Annotated in this window: 8 protein-coding genes; 7 read left to right on the forward strand and 1 reads right to left on the reverse strand. The window is 36.3% G+C overall.

Annotated features, from left to right (window positions below; all coding sequences use genetic code 11):
* Positions 1-34 precede the first annotated feature (34 nt).
* Positions 35-3,988 (reverse strand): hybrid sensor histidine kinase/response regulator transcription factor, encoded by a 3,954-nt coding sequence (locus tag B0A66_RS13685; RefSeq protein ID WP_089050407.1) that lies wholly within the window; start codon positions 3,986-3,988, stop codon positions 35-37.
* Between the two features lie 466 nt (positions 3,989-4,454).
* On the opposite strand from B0A66_RS13685, the gene B0A66_RS13690 reads away from it, so the two are divergent.
* The 7 genes from B0A66_RS13690 (at position 4,455) to B0A66_RS13720 (ending at position 18,913) form a co-directional block, all read left to right on the forward strand.
* On the forward strand, positions 4,455-6,620 hold the full coding sequence (locus B0A66_RS13690; protein WP_089050408.1) for a TIM-barrel domain-containing protein: 2,166 nt from the start codon (positions 4,455-4,457) through the stop codon (positions 6,618-6,620).
* 44 nt (positions 6,621-6,664) lie between these two features.
* Positions 6,665-9,022 carry a GH92 family glycosyl hydrolase gene (locus B0A66_RS13695; RefSeq protein ID WP_089050409.1) on the forward strand — a complete coding sequence of 786 codons (2,358 nt, stop codon included), beginning with the start codon at positions 6,665-6,667 and terminating at the stop codon, positions 9,020-9,022.
* 43 nt (positions 9,023-9,065) lie between these two features.
* Positions 9,066-10,049: a glycoside hydrolase family 43 protein gene (locus tag B0A66_RS13700; protein ID WP_089050410.1), complete on the forward strand. Its 984-nt coding sequence runs from the start codon at positions 9,066-9,068 to the stop codon at positions 10,047-10,049.
* Positions 10,050-10,483: 434 nt separating this feature from the next.
* Positions 10,484-13,624, forward strand: a complete 3,141-nt coding sequence (locus B0A66_RS13705; RefSeq protein WP_089050411.1) for a SusC/RagA family TonB-linked outer membrane protein — start codon at positions 10,484-10,486, stop codon at positions 13,622-13,624.
* Positions 13,625-13,643: 19 nt separating this feature from the next.
* Entirely contained in the window at positions 13,644-15,536 is a 1,893-nt protein-coding gene (locus tag B0A66_RS13710) for a RagB/SusD family nutrient uptake outer membrane protein (protein WP_089050412.1), read from the forward strand.
* 17 nt (positions 15,537-15,553) lie between these two features.
* Positions 15,554-16,717 (forward strand): SusF/SusE family outer membrane protein, encoded by a 1,164-nt coding sequence (locus B0A66_RS13715; protein ID WP_089050413.1) that lies wholly within the window; start codon positions 15,554-15,556, stop codon positions 16,715-16,717.
* Positions 16,718-16,783: 66 nt separating this feature from the next.
* Positions 16,784-18,913: an RICIN domain-containing protein gene (locus B0A66_RS13720; RefSeq protein ID WP_089050414.1), complete on the forward strand. Its 2,130-nt coding sequence runs from the start codon at positions 16,784-16,786 to the stop codon at positions 18,911-18,913.
* The last annotated feature ends 11 nt before the right edge of the window (positions 18,914-18,924 follow it).

Below are 18,924 nucleotides of genomic sequence, written 5' to 3' on the forward strand. Positions count from 1 at the left end.
GGGCAATTTTTATAGAATAAATAATGAATTAAGACTATTTTGTTTCCTGATTTCCATTGCTTATAAATTCTGAAGGCGACATGGAAAAACTTTTTTGAAAGTTTCTGCTAAAACTGGACTGCGAATTGTAGCCCACTATTTCTGCAATTTCATAAACCTTGTATTTGCCGGAAAGCAATAATTCAGCTGCTTTTTTCAGACGCGCATTGTTAATCAATTCATTAGGGCTTAAGCTCGATATGTCCTTTATTTTTCGGTATAAAGTAGAACGGCTCATGTGCAGAATATCAGCCAATGATTCTACACTTAAACTTGTATCTGCCATATTCTGATCTATAATTTCATCCAGTTTTTTAATGAATTCTTCGTCAATAGTATTATGAGCAATCGTTTTTAAATGAGACAGGGGAGAACTTGCATAAAATTCCATAACATGACGTCTGTTCGATAACAAATTATCGATCTGAGCCAATATAAAATCCATTGAAAATGGTTTCGGAATATAAGCGTCAGCACCGGATTCAAGACCTTTTATTCGTGTTTGAACAGCACTCAAAGCCGTTAACAAAATAACAGGCGTGTGACTGGTTTCAATATTAGATTTAATGCGGCGGCATAATTCGATTCCATCCATGACAGGCATTGTGATATCGCTGATAACAATATGAATGCTTTGATTGTGAATAATTTTTAAAGCTTCTTCTCCGTTAGCCGCTTTAAAGATTTTATATTCCTTTCCAATCTCTTTGCTCATAAAATTAAGCAGCTCCAGATTGTCTTCTACAAGAAGAATTTGCGTTTTTGTATTCTTAGCAGTAATCTCATTTTCAAACTCTTCATCATTTTCCTTCATCGTTTCTGAAGCATCTTTGTAAAGATGGAATTCACTTTGCTGACGAAGTGGTAAACGCAGTACAAACGTATTCATAGAATCATCTAAGAATTGCAGTTTTAGCGTTCCGTTGTGCAGTTCCGTTAAAGAATGCGCAAGAGATAATCCAATTCCGGTTCCGGTTTGCGTTTCAGAACCTAAGATTCTGAAAAACGGTTCAAAGATTTTACTTTTAAGACTCTTCGGAATTAAATTTCCATCATTCTTAACTATAAATTCCAAAAAGGTTTCATCTCTAAAAAGCGTTATAATCACTTCGTTTTTAGTGTATTTAACAGCATTACTTATTAAGTTGCTTAGTATTTTTCGAATCGCTTCTTCATCCACAAAGGCATAGATGTTTTTTTCGCCCAATTCCCATTGTACCTGAATTTTCTTTTCTTCAATAAGCGGCGTAAATTCCGATTGTAATTGTTTTACTAAGGAAGAAATATTGGTTTCCACAAAAGTAAGTCCAAGACCTTCCATTTCTGTTTTTCTAAAATCCAGTAATTCATTCACTAAATTCAGTAAGCGGGAGGTATTTTTCTCCATCAGAGACAAACTTGGTATGATTTCAGGAGATTCATAATTCTTTTTCAGCAAACTTTCCAGAGGACTTTTAATCAAAGTAAGCGGCGTTCGAATTTCATGGGCAACGTTGGTGAAGAATTCAATTTTAGCGTGATAAATTTCTTTTTCTTTCTCGTTATTAAGCTTTTCAATTTTTTGATTATTCTCTTTAATAGTTATATGATGATAGCGGCGTAAAAGCCAGTACAGACATCCAGCGATTAATAAAAAATAAAAGACAAAAGCATAACTGCTAGCCCAAAAAGGAGGTAAAATCGTAATACCCACAATAGCTTCTTTACTCCAGATACCGCTTGCGCTTAAAGATTTTACTCTAAATTTATAATCACCCGAGGGAAGTTCCGTAAAGAAAACTTTATTGTTTTTATTCAGATAAACCCAATCATCGCTTATTCCATCCAGTTTATACCAATATTGTGTCAGCTCAGGAGCGGTATAACTTAAAGCAGCAAAATCAATATTAAAATTAGATTGATAATTTTTTAAAGTAATCTTTTTGATATAAGAAACAGATTCATCCAATGGCGAATCTTCATCATTTACAATCACATCCTGATTGTTGATTTGAAGCCCCGTTATAAAAATGGGAGGATTATATTTATACGTCGTGAAGTTCTTAGGATTAAAACTAATCATTCCGTTAAGATTTCCAAAATACATATCTCCATTAGAATCCTTAAAAGCAGAACTGTAATTAAACTGATCACTCAGTAAGCCGTTTGCAGTCGTAAAGATTTTTACAGCCTTTGTTTTGTAATTAAATTTAACGAGCCCTTTTGAAGTCGTGATGCATAAATTTTGTTGCTCATCCTGTAAAATAGAATAAATAACACTACTTGGGAAACCATCTTTAGTGGTGAATTTTTTAAATGCTTTGGTTCGGGGATCAAATAAATTCAAACCATTTTCAGTTGCAATCCACAAGTTATTTTGTTTGTCCTGAAAAATCGAAGTGATAAAATCATTACTAATACTTTTATCATTTTTAAAGTCATGGCGGTAAACTACTTTTTCTTTTGTTTTTGGATTATAATAAAACAGTCCGTCGCGATACGATCCCGCCCATAAATTTCCATGCCTGTCATTGAACATGCAGGTAAAATGCGTGCTTTCTGAAAAATAATTTGAAATGGTAAAGTTTTCCTTTTTTTCATCATACAAATAAATACCAACAGAAGTTATGACATATAATTCCTTTTTTGGCGTTTCATAAAACGAAACAATAAAATCACTTTTAAAAGTACTGTTTGTATGGTCATAATGCTTTACAATTTTTCCTGAAGCAGCATCCATAATGTCCAGACCATGTTCAAAAGTTCCTATCCAGATTTGATTTCCTCTAGGTAAAACGCCGTGGATATTATAAAATGAAAGTCCTGCTTTTGTCTTGTCCGGCTGAAAGTTTACGAATTTTTTGGTCTCCAGATTAAATTTGTTGATTCCTGCATCTTCAGTACCAATCCAGAGATTTCCCTTATCATCCTTCTGAATTTCGCGAACAGCATTGCCTACAATCGCATTTTCACTTTTTCGCGGAAAGTATTTCTTAAACTGATCGTATTGCTTTTGATGATAATTTACACCGCCAAAATAAGTTCCAATCCAGACGCCATTTTCTTTATCAATAGTAATGCAATATGCTGCATTATCTGAAATAGCATAAGGATCGCTAGGGCTTTTTCGTAAATTTCTAACCGTTTTATGTTCGAGATTGTAAATGTAAACACCTGATTCGCTGGTAATCCACAATTCATTTTTGTCTCTCTTGAATTGTCGGACAAAAATAGGTTTTTCGGTCATGAATGGGGTTGTCTTTCCGCTTGATACATCATACTTATAAACACCATGATCGCGGGTACCAATTAAAACAGAATTAGTATCTAAGGAATAGATTGCAGAAATTGAAAAGGTATTGTTTGGCAGTTGTACCTTAATTTTATCAAAACTCTGAGTAGCTTCGGAGTAACGGTATAAATCATCATACGACGATACCCAAATGACACCATTTTTATCGCAGGTTATCGAAGTGGCAAAAAAAGAATTAGCGCCATCAAACATTCTTGTTTCTTTGGTATCGACATTGTATTTAATTAAAGTTCCGATAGATATAAACCATAAGTTATTTTTCAAATCATTGTCAATATCATTAATACGATTATTGATTGCCTCGTTTATAAAGGTAAATTTCTCGAGCTTTTTATCATACGAATAAAGTCCCTTATCAGTTCCTACCCAGATATAGTTTTTAAATTCATGCAAAGACTGAATATAGTTTATTCCCAATGAAGTTCTGGGATCAGTACCACTTCTAAATGTTTTAAAATGATAGCCGTCGAAACGATTCAATCCATCTTTAGTTCCAAACCATAGAAATCCGTCTTGATCCTGAATAGAAGCCAAAACAGTATTATTAGACATACCATTTTCTACCTTATAATGTTTAAAATAATACTCCTGACTAAAAATGGAAGTCGAGAAAAAGAGAAGATACAATAAAGTTCCAATTTTTAAAAAATGCTGCATGTATATGTTTTTAATTTATAAAATAATTGCTTCGTCTGTGTCATCAGTATTCAATTTGGTTTTTATCCTGTATTTAGTGATGTTTAAAAGGATTCTGAACCATTTCGACACAATTGTGAAACAAAATGACATTAAAATAACAGTAGCAATACGCTACTTTGGTCAAAAATTAAATTGATATTTTTTTAATATATAAATTATGGTATTGCTAAAAAATAAGTAAAATATTTTGAAAGGACTCAAAATAAGCATCGTTAAAGTGATTGCAATATTAGTTATATTTTTAGTAAAACAAAACGAAATTTGAAAAACTTATTAATCCCTAATAACAGCTAAAAAAACAAAACAGAAACGATTAACATTTTAAAACAAACAAAATATTTCATTATGTGACAGATATACTAAAACGTTTTAGTATATTAGCATTTACCAATTCATTATAGTTTATAACATTTAAATTTCTAACATGAATTTAAAATCTATCTTACTTACCCTTTTTTTTTCTTCAGCAGGAATAACCACATCAACTGCTCAGGAAATAGCCTTATCAAAATCGTCACTTGTAGGTAACGGAATTGCAGAATTTATACCTAAAGGATTTGATAAAAACAAAACACCATCGTTAATACTTTCTTCTGAACCGAAATCTAGCGGAAAACTACCGGCAGATTGGTCTTTGATTCCGCAATTTTCATTCAACAATAATAAAGCAAGTGCCGTTCTTAACCTCAAAGGAGAAATAAGCCTCTACGGAGGAGGAGAAGTTACCGGACCTCTTTTACGCAATGGACAAGCTATAAAATTATGGAATACCGATACCGGAGCTTATAGTGTTGAAGGCGGCAAAAGATTGTATCAGACACATCCGTGGGTTATGGGTGTTCGAGCTGATGGTTCTGCATTCGGAATCATATTTGACAGCACTTGGAAAGCGGAGTTAATAACCAACTCCGATCAGATCATTTACAATTCAGAAGGCGCCTTATTTAGAGTTTATATTATTGATCGAAAATCACCACAGGAAGTTATAAAAGGGCTATCAGAATTAACAGGTACCATAAAATTACCGCCACGTTGGGCGTTGGGATATCATCAATGTAGGTTCTCTTACGACAGTGAAAAACGGGTAATGGAAATTGCGGATACTTTTAGAGAAAAGAAAATTCCATGCGACGTAATCTGGATGGATATTGATTATATGCAAGGTTACAGAGTATTTACTTTTGACAGTATTCGATTCCGCAATCCAAAAATATTAAATGATAACCTGCACAAAAAAGGTTTTCGTGCCGTGTATATGATCGATCCAGGAGTAAAAGTAGATAAGGAATATGCAATATATAAGTCAGGCACACAAAATGATGTCTGGGTAAAGAAACCTAACGGAGAAGAATACCACGGAAAAGTATGGCCGGGAGATTGTGCATTTCCAGATTTTACGTCTCCAAAAACCAGAAATTGGTGGGCAGGACTTTATAAAGATTTCATGAGTACCGGAATTGATGGTGTCTGGAATGATATGAATGAACCTGCTGTAAACGACAATGATTTTCCTGAAGCACAACGTTTGGGAACAATGCCTTATGATACGCCACACAAAGGTGGAGGAAATTTACCTCAGGGTTCTCATTTGCTTTATCACAATGCTTACGGACGTTTAATGGTGGAAGCTTCTTATGAAGGAATCTTAAAAACAAATCCATCCAAACGTCCTTTCCTTCTCACACGTTCCAATTTGATGGGCGGACAGCGTTACGCAGCAACCTGGACAGGTGATAACTATGCGAGTTGGGAACATTTAAAACTTTCTGTGCCCATGTCACTTACATTAGGATTATCGGGTCAGCCGTTTAATGGACCTGATATTGGAGGATTTTTAGGAAATACAGATGGCGATTTATGGGCTAGCTGGCTTGGCTTTGGCGCATTAATGCCTTTTGCACGCGGACATGCCTGTGCAGGAACGAATGACAAAGAACCTTGGGCTTACGGAGCAGAAATAGAAAAAACATCGCGAATTGCATTAGAAAGACGTTATCGCTTATTGCCTTATTTGTATACACTTTTTTATGAATCTTCTAAAACAGGAATGCCAGTTATGGCTCCCGTATTTTTTGCAGATAGTAAAGATTTGCGTCTAAGAACCGAAGAACAAGCTTTTCTATTAGGAGAAAATCTTTTGGTAGTTCCTGCATTTGCTAAAGATCCTGTTTTACCATCCGGAATATGGGAAGAGATTAATCTTGTAGAAGGAGAAAAGCAAGATAAGTATCAGGCTAAGCTGCTTATAAAAGGCGGCAGTATTATTCCGGCAGGAAAAATTATCCAGAATGCAGGCGAAAACTCGTTCGATCCGTTAAGTCTTTTCGTAGGTCTGGACAAAAATGGTAAAGCGATTGGCAACTTGTATCTTGACGATGGAGATGGTTTTGGCTTTGAGAAACAAGATTATGCTTTAGTAACTTTTAAAGCTGAAAAGAAAGATAATTCCCTTATAATTAAAGTTTCTGATGTAGTTGGTAAAAGAAATAGTAAAGAAATAAACAAAATAAATGCAAGTGTGTTTTGGAATGGTAAAGCCTATTCAGGAAACGGAACTTTTAAAGATGGAATTACAATAGATTTAAAATAAATTCCATAACGTTACAATAGCAAACAGAATAATTAGATTTAGATATGAAAAAGATTTTAGTAAGATTCACTTGTATGGCAATGCTTTTTTTGGCGAGTATGATGACTTTTGGTCAGCAGTCAGCTAAAAAATGGTCCGATTATGTAAAACCCAATATAGGAACAGCACACAGCCGTTGGTTTTTTTATACTCCGGGAGCAATGCCATTTGGACTTGCAAAACTGGGACCATCGACTAACGGCCATCTTGGGAATGTACAAGGTTGGGAGGCCACCGGTTATGATGACAGAGATACATCTATAGAAGGTTTTGCGTGTTTGCATGAGTTTCAGGTTGGTGGTATCGTACTGGCACCTTCTGTTGGTAAACTGCAGACTATACCAGGAAGTCTTGATAAACCGGAAGAAGGGTACAGATCGAGATTTGATCGAAAAGACGAGTATGCCACAGCAGGTTATTATTCTGTATTGCTGAAAGATTATAAAGTGAAAGCAGAACTTACCGCAACAAAAAGAGTAGGTTTTCAGCGTTATACGTTTCCGAAATCATCTCAGTCTAATATAATTTTTGACATTGGAAACAGACAAGGAGAAAGTGGAGCTGTAAAGGAGTCTAAAGTTACGATCACAGAAGATGGAAGAATAGAAGGTTATGTGATTACGATGCCGGAATATGTGAAAATTTATCAGGCAGGAGCCGATGTTGCCATGTATTTCTCGGCGGTTTTAGACAAAAAGCCAACAAGCTTCGGAACATTCAATAAACAAGGAGTTCAGGCAAGTGTAAAGGAAATTACAGGAGAAGGTGCCGGAGTTTATTTAACTTTTGATACTAAAGAAAATGAAATGGTGACCGTAAAAATAGGATTGTCGTATACTTCAATAGCCAATGCCAGACTTAATTTAGATACTGAAGCAAAGAATTTAGATTTTGCAGCAGCAAAAAAACAAAGTCAGACAACTTGGAACGAGTATCTTGGAAGGATAGCTGTAGAAGGTAAAAATGAAAAGGATAAGATTAAATTTTACACAGGATTATATCATGCATTATTAGGACGCGGACTGGGAAGTGATGTAAATGGTGCTTATCCTATGAATAACGGAAAAGTTGGACAGATACCATTAGATGCAAAAGGACAACCTCAGCACAATTACTACAATACCGATGCCATTTGGGGAGGCTTTTGGAACCTGACCCAATTGTGGGCACTCGCTTATCCTGAATATTATGCAGACTGGGTACAAGGACAATTGTTGGTGTACAAAGATGCCGGATGGCTGGGTGATGGTATTGCAAATAGTAAATATGTATCCGGTGTAGGAACGAACTTTACAGGGCTTGCTATAGCTTCCGCTTATAATTCCGGGATTCACAATTTCGATGTAGAAAAAGGATATGAGGCAGCGCTAAAAAATGAATTAGAATGGAAGGACCGGATACAAGGCGCAGGTAAAATGGATGTGAAACAGTTTGTAGCATTGGGCTATTCTCCATATCTGGATAATATGGATTTTAAAACCAATACAGAAGGCTCAGGATTTTCAGCTTCGCATACTTTAGAATATTCATTTAGTGCTTATGCTGTAGCCCAATTTGCAAAGGCTTTAGGTAAAACAAAAGACTACGAGAAGCTGATAAAATTAGCTGATGGATGGAAACTGATTTATGATAAAGAAACAGCATTTATACGCCCTAAATATGCTAATGGAGAATTTATAAAAAATTTTGATCCATCGCAGCCGTGGCGAGGTTTTCAGGAAGGTAACGCATGGCAATATACTTTTTATGTTCCGCACAATGTTCCGGAATTAGTATCGGTTTTAGGAAAAGATACTTTTAACGAGCGTTTGAATACTATTTTTACGAAATCACAAAAGAATGTCTTTGGCGGAGGTACTACCATTGATGCATTTGCTGGTTTATCAGGTTTTTACAATCATGGAAATCAACCGAACTTGCATATTTCATGGCTTTTTAATTTCTCAGGAAAACCAGCGCTGACACAAAAATGGGTTCATGCAATCTGCGACGAATTTTACGGAACAGAAGGAATTCACGGATACGGTTACGGTCAGGACGAAGATCAGGGACAATTGGGAGCCTGGTATGTTATGTCGTCAATTGGTTTGTTTGATGTAAAAGGATTAACGGATATAAATCCTTCGTTTCAAATAGGAAGCCCATTGTTTGATAAAATTACAATTAAGAAATTAGGAAAAGCACGTAATGCTAATTTCACTATTAATGTAAAAAATAATACAAAAAGCAATGTCTATCTGCAGGAAGTAAAACTGAATGATACGAACGTAAGGGAACTTTCAATTGATCTGGAAGCCATTAAAAAAGGAGGTACATTAAACATGAAAGTAGATTCAAAGCCGGTAACAACATGGGACAATTAAAAGTTACAATCGTACAGTAATCCTTTAACCAAAACGAAACATTATGAAGCAAGTATTTTATTTATTTCTGATTTTATCTTGTTCAAAAACAATGGCACAAGCAAGTGTTTCTAATCAGCTAAAAAGCAATAATCCGATTTTTAAAGGCTGGTATGCTGATCCGGAAGCGATCATTTTTGATAAAACGTATTGGGTGTATCCCACTTTTTCTGCTCGCTACGAAGATCAGATTTTATTAAATGCTTTTTCATCAAAAGATTTAGTTCATTGGACAAAACATTCGAGGATTTTAGATACAACGGCAGTAAAATGGGCAAAAAAAGCTATTTGGGCGCCTTCAATTATCAAAAATAAAAACAAATACTTTTTGTTTTTTGGAGCAAATGATATTCAGAGTGATAATGAAATTGGAGGAATAGGTATAGCAGTAGCATCAAAACCGGAAGGACCATACAAAGATTATTTAGGAAAACCATTAGTTGATAAATTTTACAATGGAGCACAGCCAATTGATCAGTTTGTATTTAGGGACAAAGACGGACAGCATTATTTGTTTTACGGAGGATGGAAACATTGTAATGTAGCGAAACTAAAAGCTGACTTTACCGGCTTTGTACCTTTTGAAGATAAGACTGTTTTTAAAGAAGTGACACCCGAAAACTACGTTGAAGGTCCTTTTATGTTTATTCGAAATAATAAATACTATTTTATGTGGTCAGAAGGAGGCTGGACAGGACCAGACTATTGTGTGGCTTATGCAATTGCAGATTCACCTTTAGGCCCCTTTAAAAGAATTGGGAAAATCTTAGAACAAGACGCTAAAATTGCTGTAGGTGCAGGACATCATTCGGTTATAAAAATACCAAACGAGGAGAAATATTATATTGTGTACCACAGAAGACCAATTAACGAAACACACGCAAATTCCAGAGAAACCTGCATAGAAGAAATGCATTTTGATGAAAAAGGTTTTATCAAACCCGTAATTATAACAAACGAAGGAGTATCGGCGAAGGTGATTAAATAAAATATAAGATTGTAAAAGATAAAAGATAACGCATTACTGCGTTATTTTTTTGTCTTGTTTTTTATTCTGATGCCCTCTTTAAAAAAACAAACTTTTTATCTGGTCATATTCTATATGATTTGTGTCAGATCACTAACGTTCAGTGTTTTCGAAGGATGTATGGGACGTTTGAACACAATTTTGAAACGAAATGGGATAAAAAATGGGTGGTTAATGCGCTAATTTGGTCACGAATTAAATGATATTTTTTTTAGGTTTAAATTACGATATCTATAAAAATAGGTAGTAATTTTTTGAGATGTGTTAAAATCAGAGCGTAATGAATACTTTTTACGCTCTTGATTTTTTAATCTTATAACTAGCAATAGTAATCCTTCTAAAAATCAAATTTGATTTAAAAAACTAACTAAGTAACCAACCAAAAATTAACCGAAATGAAAATTAAACCAATCTGGAAATTTTCGTCTATTTCTCTGAGCTTATTTGCCTGGCGTAAATTAAAGTTTAGTGAGACAGGACTAATTTACCTTTCGTTTCTTTTGCTCTGTTCTGTAAATAATTATGCGCAGAACACCAATGGACAAAGCGCAGTAAAAGTAACAGGAACTGTAGTAGACTCAAAAGGCTTATCCTTGCCTAGTGCTACAGTGCTCGAGAAAGGCACAAAAAATGCCACAAGTACTGATTTTGATGGTAGCTTTACTATTACCGTTTCTTCTCCGCAGGCGATTCTTGTTTTTAAGTTTATTGGAATGAAAGAAACGGAAATGGCTTTGAATAATGCTACAAAAGTAACCGTAACTATGGAAGATGAAACCAATGATCTTCAGGCAGTTGTTGTAGTAGGATACGGTACCCAGAAAAAGGCTTCAGTTGTGGGCGCGATAAGCACAATAAAACCTTCTTTATTGCAAGTAGGAACTTCCCGAACCTTAGGAAATAACCTGGCAGGTCAAATTGCGGGAGTAATGGCTGTTCAGCGATCAGGAGAACCAGGTTACGATCAGTCGGATATAAAGATTCGTGGAATCTCCACATTCAAAGGATCAACCAATCCGCTCGTATTAGTAGATGGAATTGAAAGAAATTTGAATGACCTTGATCCCTCAGAAATTGAATCTTTCTCCGTTTTAAAAGATGCTGCCGCAAGTGCTGTTTATGGTGTTCGAGGGGCGAATGGTGTTATTTTAATTAATACAAAAAGAGGTTTCGTAGGTACTCCGACAATACAGGTTAGAACAGAATACTCCATTCAGCAGCCTACTAAATTACCGGAATTCATTACTGCCGCACCTTATATGAGATTGTTAAATGAATTAGCAGCCGAGCAGGGCAAAGGAGTTCTCTTTTCTGAAGACCGCATTACAAAAACGACAAACCGATACGATCCTGATTTATATCCTGATGTAGATTGGGTAGGCGCAATTACCAAAGATTATGCATTTACGTCCAGAACCAATTTAAACGTTGCAGGAGGATCAGAAATTTTAAGATATGCTTTAACAGCTTCTTATTATAGTGAAAAAGGAATACTCGCCGCAGATCCAAAACAAACGTATGATTCAGAAACAAAATTAAACAGAACCAACATACGTACAAACGTAGACGTCAATCTTTCGAAATCAACATTGTTACGAGTAAATATTGGAGGTTTTTTACAAAATATAGACAAAGGAAACAGTAATACGGATGAATTGTTCGATAAAGCCTTCGAAACAACTCCTTTTGTTCATCCGGCAATATATTCAGATGGTACTATTCCGAGAATTTTTGGACGTCAAAACCCGTGGGCGATGAGTACACAACAAGGATATTACAAACAAGGTGGCAGTAAGATAGAAAGTCTGGTATCACTAGAACAGGATTTTAAAGCCATTACACCCGGACTAAAAGCAAAGTTTACCTATTCGTTTGATTCTTATTCTGAAAACAGAATTGTACGTGGCAAATCACCAGACTATTATCATGTAGCTACAGATCGTGATCTCGACGGGAGTTTAATACACGGAACTGTTCAGGCGTATGGTCAGGCTTATCTGGGATATGAAAAAAAACCGGAGTTTGGCAACAGACGTGTGTATCTGGAAGCCAACACAAACTATAACCGTTCTTTTGGGAAACATGATCTAAGCGGACTTTTATTGTACAATCAGGACAGTTTTAATGATGGAACAGCTCCTCAGGCTTTTAAACATCAAGGTCTGGCAGGAAGAACGTCATACACATTTGATAGAAGGTATATAGGTGAATTTAACTTTGGGTACAACGGATCGGAGAATTTCGCCAAAGGAAAACGATTCGGATTTTTTCCGTCTGTAGCCATGGGCTGGATCGTATCAGAAGAAAAATTTATGGAGCCTGTAACCCATATTTTCAATAAAATTAAGCTTCGCGGTTCTTACGGATTAGTTGGAAATGATAACATTGGAGGAAACAGAAGATTTGCCTACCTGACTACCATTAGCGACGATAATAATTCAGACTACTGGTTTGGTACCGGGCAGGGAGTAAAGTTCGAAGGAATTGAAGAAGGTCAGATTGGAGTAAGCGATCTAACGTGGGAAAAAGTAGCAAAAGCCGATATCGGTATCGAGCTTGGATTATTTAATATGATCGATTTAACAGTAGATGTATTTCAGGAAAAAAGGAAAGACATTTTTGTAGAACGTAATACAGTACCAACTCAGGCCGGATTTATTAACGCGCCTTGGGCCAATTTTGGAAAAATGGAAAATAAAGGTATCGAGGTAGCTTTGAATCTAAACAAACAAGTAACTCCGGATTTCTTTATGAGCTGGCGTGCCACTTTTACTTTTGTTGAAAATAAAGTAACCGAAAGAGATGAAGCAGACGCAGTAAAAGGTACTTACCGTTCCGGAACAGGAATTCAAAACAATACATTGTATGGATATAAAGCAACCGGATTGTATACCAGTGAAGATTTTACAGCACCGGGCGTTTTAGCACCGGGATTGGCAGTACCCACATTTGGGACAGCGTTACGACCGGGAGATATCAAATACGAGGACAGAAATGGAGACGGAATAATCAGCGGTTTAGATGAAGGTTTTATTGGCGGTACAAATGACCCTCAGATTATTTACGGCTTTGGAAACAACTTAAAGTACAAACAATTTGATTTTAGCTTTTTCTTTCAGGGTGTAGCCAAATCAGAACGCATTATTGGCGGTTCTAATTTTATACCGGGAAGCGGTACAGGAACATTAGGAAATATTTATTCAAACTACAACGATCGATGGACAGAAGAAAATCCGAGCCAGGATGTGTTTTGGCCAAGATTGAGCTATGGTCCTAATGCTAATAATTCTGTTCCATCTACATGGTGGAAAAAAGACATGAGTTTTGGTCGTTTAAAAACAATGGAAGTAGGTTATACATTAAACAAAAAGACGGTAGAAAAGCTTTATCTCCAAGGATTAAGAATTTACATCAGCGGGAATAATTTGTGGTATGCCTCTAATTTTAAACTTTGGGATCCCGAGTTGTCTACAGCCACAGGTTTAAAATATCCATCAACAAGATCAGTCCTTTTTGGCTTATCAATAGGACTATAAATTTAAAAAGATTTTAAAAATGAAAAAGATATACATTAGATCAATTATTCTCTTTTTAGGAATAGTACTATCGTCATCCTGCTCTGATTATTTAGATAAAGAAACGGATACCGAACTTTCTTTGGATGGTGTTTTTGTGAGTAAAACAAAAACAGAAAACTGGCTTGCATCTTGTTATTCCCGAATTCCGGATCCAACCTGGGGCTATACCCGCAGTTTGGGATGGGAGATTTTGGGCGATGATATGACACCATCTGAAAGATGGCGCCAATACGACTGGCAGGTAATTCCCTTTGCTTTAGGTGACTGGTCAGTAGGTTCGCAATGGAGTCCCGGTTATTGGAATAATCTTCCACAGAGAATACGAGAGTGTAACCTGCTTATCAAAAATGTTAAGCCATTACAGGATCAAAATTTAAACGAAGACGAAGTTCGTTTGATGATTGGAGAATGCCGTTTTTTAAAAGCTTACTATTACTCATTGCTGCTAAATACTTATGGCCCAATTCCTTTTAGTCCCGATGAAATTACACCCGTAGATTATAATCTTTCCGATTTACAAATAGGACAAACTCCGTATGATGAAATCGTAAGCTGGATTGATAAGGAACTGAAAGAGGTAGAAAAGATTTTACCTCCTTCGTATTCAGACGGCAGAAAATTTGGCCGTGCAACTTCAATCATGTGCAAAGCTGTTAGAGCCAGAATGCTGCTTTTTGCTGCAAGTCCGCTTGTAAATGACAATGCAGAATATGCCGGTCATATTACTAAAGACGGTAAAACGCTATTTAATAGTGCGTATGATGCCAATAAGTGGAAAATAGCAGCAGAGGCAAGTAAAGATTTAATTCTAAGCGCAGAAGCAGCAGGACATAAGTTATATACCGAAATGAATGCTGTAGGCAAAATTGATCCCTTTTTATCTTGCCAAAATTTACACTTAATCGAAGCCAGCAGAGGAAATACAGAAGTATTGTTTGCACGTCCCAATGTAGAGTCCAAAGAGTACGACAGACATACGGCACCAGGCGGAAGCGGAGGAGCAGGAGGTTATGGTGTGACACAATCATTAGTAGATGCTTTTTTTACCGCAAATGGTCTTCCGATAAGCGATCCTAATTCAGGATATGTAGAAACGGGATTTTCTACTCAGGATGGATTTTGGACGAATGGAGTAACAAAATTTAATGAAGTCAAAAGTCCCGGTTTGGTAACGCTTGCGGATACTTACAATATGTATTGCAATCGTGAACCAAGATTTTATCTGGCGGTAAATTTTGATGGAGCATGGTATACAGATGGAGATAATGCAGGAAAAGACAAAGGCAGAAAGCTGGAATTTTTTAACGGTAAAAAAGACAACAACAATAAACACGATGCACCGCAAAATGGTTATTTGGCAAGAAAAAGAACAGATCCTTCAAGAAATCCAGTCATAGATTATTTTGCACCGCGTCACGGAATTTTATACCGATTGGGAGAAGCCTATCTTAATTATGCTGAAGCACTGAACGAATCAGATCCCGGAAATCCCGAAGCTTTATTTTACTTGAATAAAATTAGAGAAAGAGCAGGAGTTAGAACCTACACAACTGGAGGAACTGATGCTGAAAACATACATGTAGACAATGATCAGGAAAGTATCAGAAAGATCATCAGGATGGAACGCAGGGTCGAACTCTGTACCGAAGGAATTCGCTACGATGATTTAAGAAGATGGAAATTAGCAGAAACCGTTTTGAACGGTCCTTTTTACGGAATGAACTTCAACGGTAAAAATGCAGCTGAGTTTTATCAAAGAACAGCATATCAGACCAGAGTTTACAGAAAATCTTTTTACTGGTTTCCGATCTACGTAGCAGAAATCGAAAAGAATCCAAATTTAATTCAGGCACCTTTCTGGGATAAATAACTAAAAATCATAGCAAAATGAAAAATATAAAAAGTATTATCTCCTTTATCATAATGAGTTTGGTTTTTGTTTCCTGTGAAGACCACGGACTTGAAAATGTAGATTGGTTACAAGAACCCACTTTTACGAATCCTTTGAAGATTACACTTTCAGGTGAAGAAATCGTATTGAGTAAAGATAATGAAGAAGCAAACGCAATAACGTTTACCTGGACACCAGCAAACGACAGAGGAGCCGGAACGAGTTTAACCTATTTTTTCCGAATGGACATAGCCGGAAATAATTTTGGAGAAGATGCCGCACCCGGAACCATTACAACGATCACAGAAGAAATTCCGGCAGGTGTTTTTACCAAATCGTATACCGTAGAAGAATTAAATTCTTTATTGCTAAAAAACTTTAAACGTCTGGGGGGAACCGTTACAAAACTGGAAGTACAAATAATAGCAAGAGTAGAAAATGCAACGCAATTTCAGCTTCCGGAAGTAGCAGTGTCTAGTTTTTCTGTAACAAGCTTTAGTCCGGGACCATTACCGCTTTTTATGGTTGGAGATGCTATAAGTGGTGGCTGGGATTACAATGCAGGCAAAAGCTTACCTGAAAAAACAGAAAGAACAATTTACCATTTTATAGGAGATTTTTCAGTAGGTTCATTCAAAGTTATTGAAAAACCAGGCAATGAGCTGCCTTCTTATGATCCTGTAGAAGATAACAAAATTATTTACAACGAAACCAATCCAAAAACAGCTGAAAATGTTTTTAAAGTAGAACAGGCAGGCCGTCATTCTTTCTACCTCGATATAGATCAGGGAACTTATGTGTTGGGTTATGCGCCTTATGAGAATGTTTACATGGTTGGAAACGCCATAACAGGAATAGGCTGGGATATTGGAAAAGCCAAACCAATGACATGGGATTCTAAGAATCCGGAAGTATTTGTTTATACAGGACAATTTGATGCAGGTGAATTTAAACTTCCATTAGAATTGGGTAATTGGGGCGGTAAAAATTTAATGCCTTCTACAAATGGTGTCATACTCAAAGGAGAAGCAACAGATGATCCTGTAATGCTCTTAATGCCAAATGGCCAGCCGGATAATAAATGGGTTATTGAAACTTCAGGTGAATATGAACTTACCGTAAACCCTGCTAAAATGACTATTGCATTGAAAAAACTATAAGAAAAAATAAAAAGCATTCATTGACGAACTTAGAATTTAGTACGAATAGATTTAAAGAAAAAAGATATGATAAGAGTCGAAATAAATAGCTGTAGTCTTAGTAATAAATTGAGATTACGTATTGCAGTATTTTTAATGCTGATCGGAATAGTAATTCCTGCACATGCACAATTAAGCGGCAATCCTCTTTTTACAGGAGCCGATCCTGAAATTCATTACTTTAACAATAAGTATTATATCTATACTACGGCTATTTACGGGACGCAGTTTCATGCTTATTCTTCAAATGATTTGACCAACTGGCATGATGAAGGATTAATTTTTGATCTTTTTCCCGATAGTCCCTGGGCGCAATACAATGGTTGGGCTCCCGCAGTCGTTTTTCGAAATAACAAATATTACTTTTACTATACTGCCGAAACCAAAATAGGTTTGGCAGTTGGTAATACACCCATTGGTCCTTTTACAGATATTGGCGCACCGCTTATTGCAACCGATCCTTACACCGATGATATCATAGATGCCAATGTTTTTATCGATGATGACGGACAAGCTTATATTTATTACGGAGGATCAGGCAAAAGCAGAATGGTTGTTCGCAAATTAAATGCAGACATGATTTCTCTGGCAACCGGACCTACTGATATAACACCTCAAAATTATACTGAAGGACCTTATATGGTAAAGAGAAAAGGAATTTACTACATGATGTATTCAAACGGTGCTTGGTTTAATGATTCTTATAATGTACAATATTCTACATCTAATTCTCCTATGGGACCTTGGACTTACAGAGGCAAAGTACTAAGTTCAAATGCAGAAGATAAAGGCCCTGGTCATCATGGAGTGCTAAAAATAGGAAACTGCGATGAATATTATATGGTGTACCATCGTTACGAAAATGGCACTTCGGGAGAAAGGAAAATTGCAATAGACAGAATGTATTTCAACTCCAATGATCTCATAGAACCTGTTAATATGACCAATTATGGTGTTGCACCAAGAGTACCGGATCAATCTTGCCCTACACAAAACATTACTTCCGGAGGTATTTATAAACTAACGCACAAAGGAACCAATCAATGTCTTGATGTAGTTAATAATGCAAGCCAGTCAGGAATAAACGTGCAGCAAAGTACAGACAATGGCAATGATGCGCAACGCTGGGTTATTACGCTTGAAGCTGATGGTTATTATAAACTAACGCACAAAGGAACTAATCAATGTTTAGATGTTGCGAACAATAGTAATCAGCCTGGAGCCAATGTACAGCAATGGGTTGACAATAATAACGATGCCCAACGCTGGAAAATCGAATTGATGTCAGATGGTTATTGCAAGCTTACCCACAAGGGAACAAATCAATGTTTAGATGTAAAAGACAACAGTAATCAGTCTGGTGCTAACGTACAGCAATGGACAGATCTTGGTACAGATGCGCAACGATGGAAACTGGATTTAATTGAAGTTCCAATTGTTTCCGGAGGAGTTTATAAGTTAACCCATAAAGGAACAAACCAATGTCTGGACGTAAGCGACGGAAGCACCCAGCAAGGGGCAAATGTACAGCAATATACAGGCAATGATACTGACGCTCAGCGTTGGGTTATTACAAAAGAATCCGATGGTTTTTATAAATTAACGCATAAAGGAACCAACCAATGTTTAGATGTTGATAACAATAGTAGCCAGCCGGGAGCTAATGTACAGCAATGGTCAGATCTTGGCACCGATGCGCAGCGTTGGAAAATCGAACTGATGAGTGATGGTTATTTTAAACTAACACACAAAGGAACCAATCAATGTCTGGATGTAGCAAATAACTCAGCTGAACCAGGAACAAATGTACACCAATGGACAGATAATAATAACGATGCACAACGCTGGAAACTTGATTTGATAAAACCTGTAACTCCTTCAAGTACAGCAAAGTCATCAAAATCTATAGTAGGAAATCAAGATGAAGCTTTAGCAAACACGGTTACTATTTATCCAAATCCGGTAAAAAACAGACTTTTCATTAATTCTGAAATCAAAGACATGAAGATTAGTATTTTTTCTCAAACAGGAAGTTTGGTAAAAGTACAGCGAAATATAGATAATAGTGTAGACGTATCAGGTCTTACATCAGGAATTTACTTTGCGGTATTTGAAAAAGACAACACCAAAATCACAAAACAATTTATAAAAGAATAAGAGCAGCATAA

This window comes from Flavobacterium hercynium (assembly GCF_002217285.1).
Taxonomy (GTDB): Bacteria; Bacteroidota; Bacteroidia; order Flavobacteriales; family Flavobacteriaceae; genus Flavobacterium; species Flavobacterium hercynium.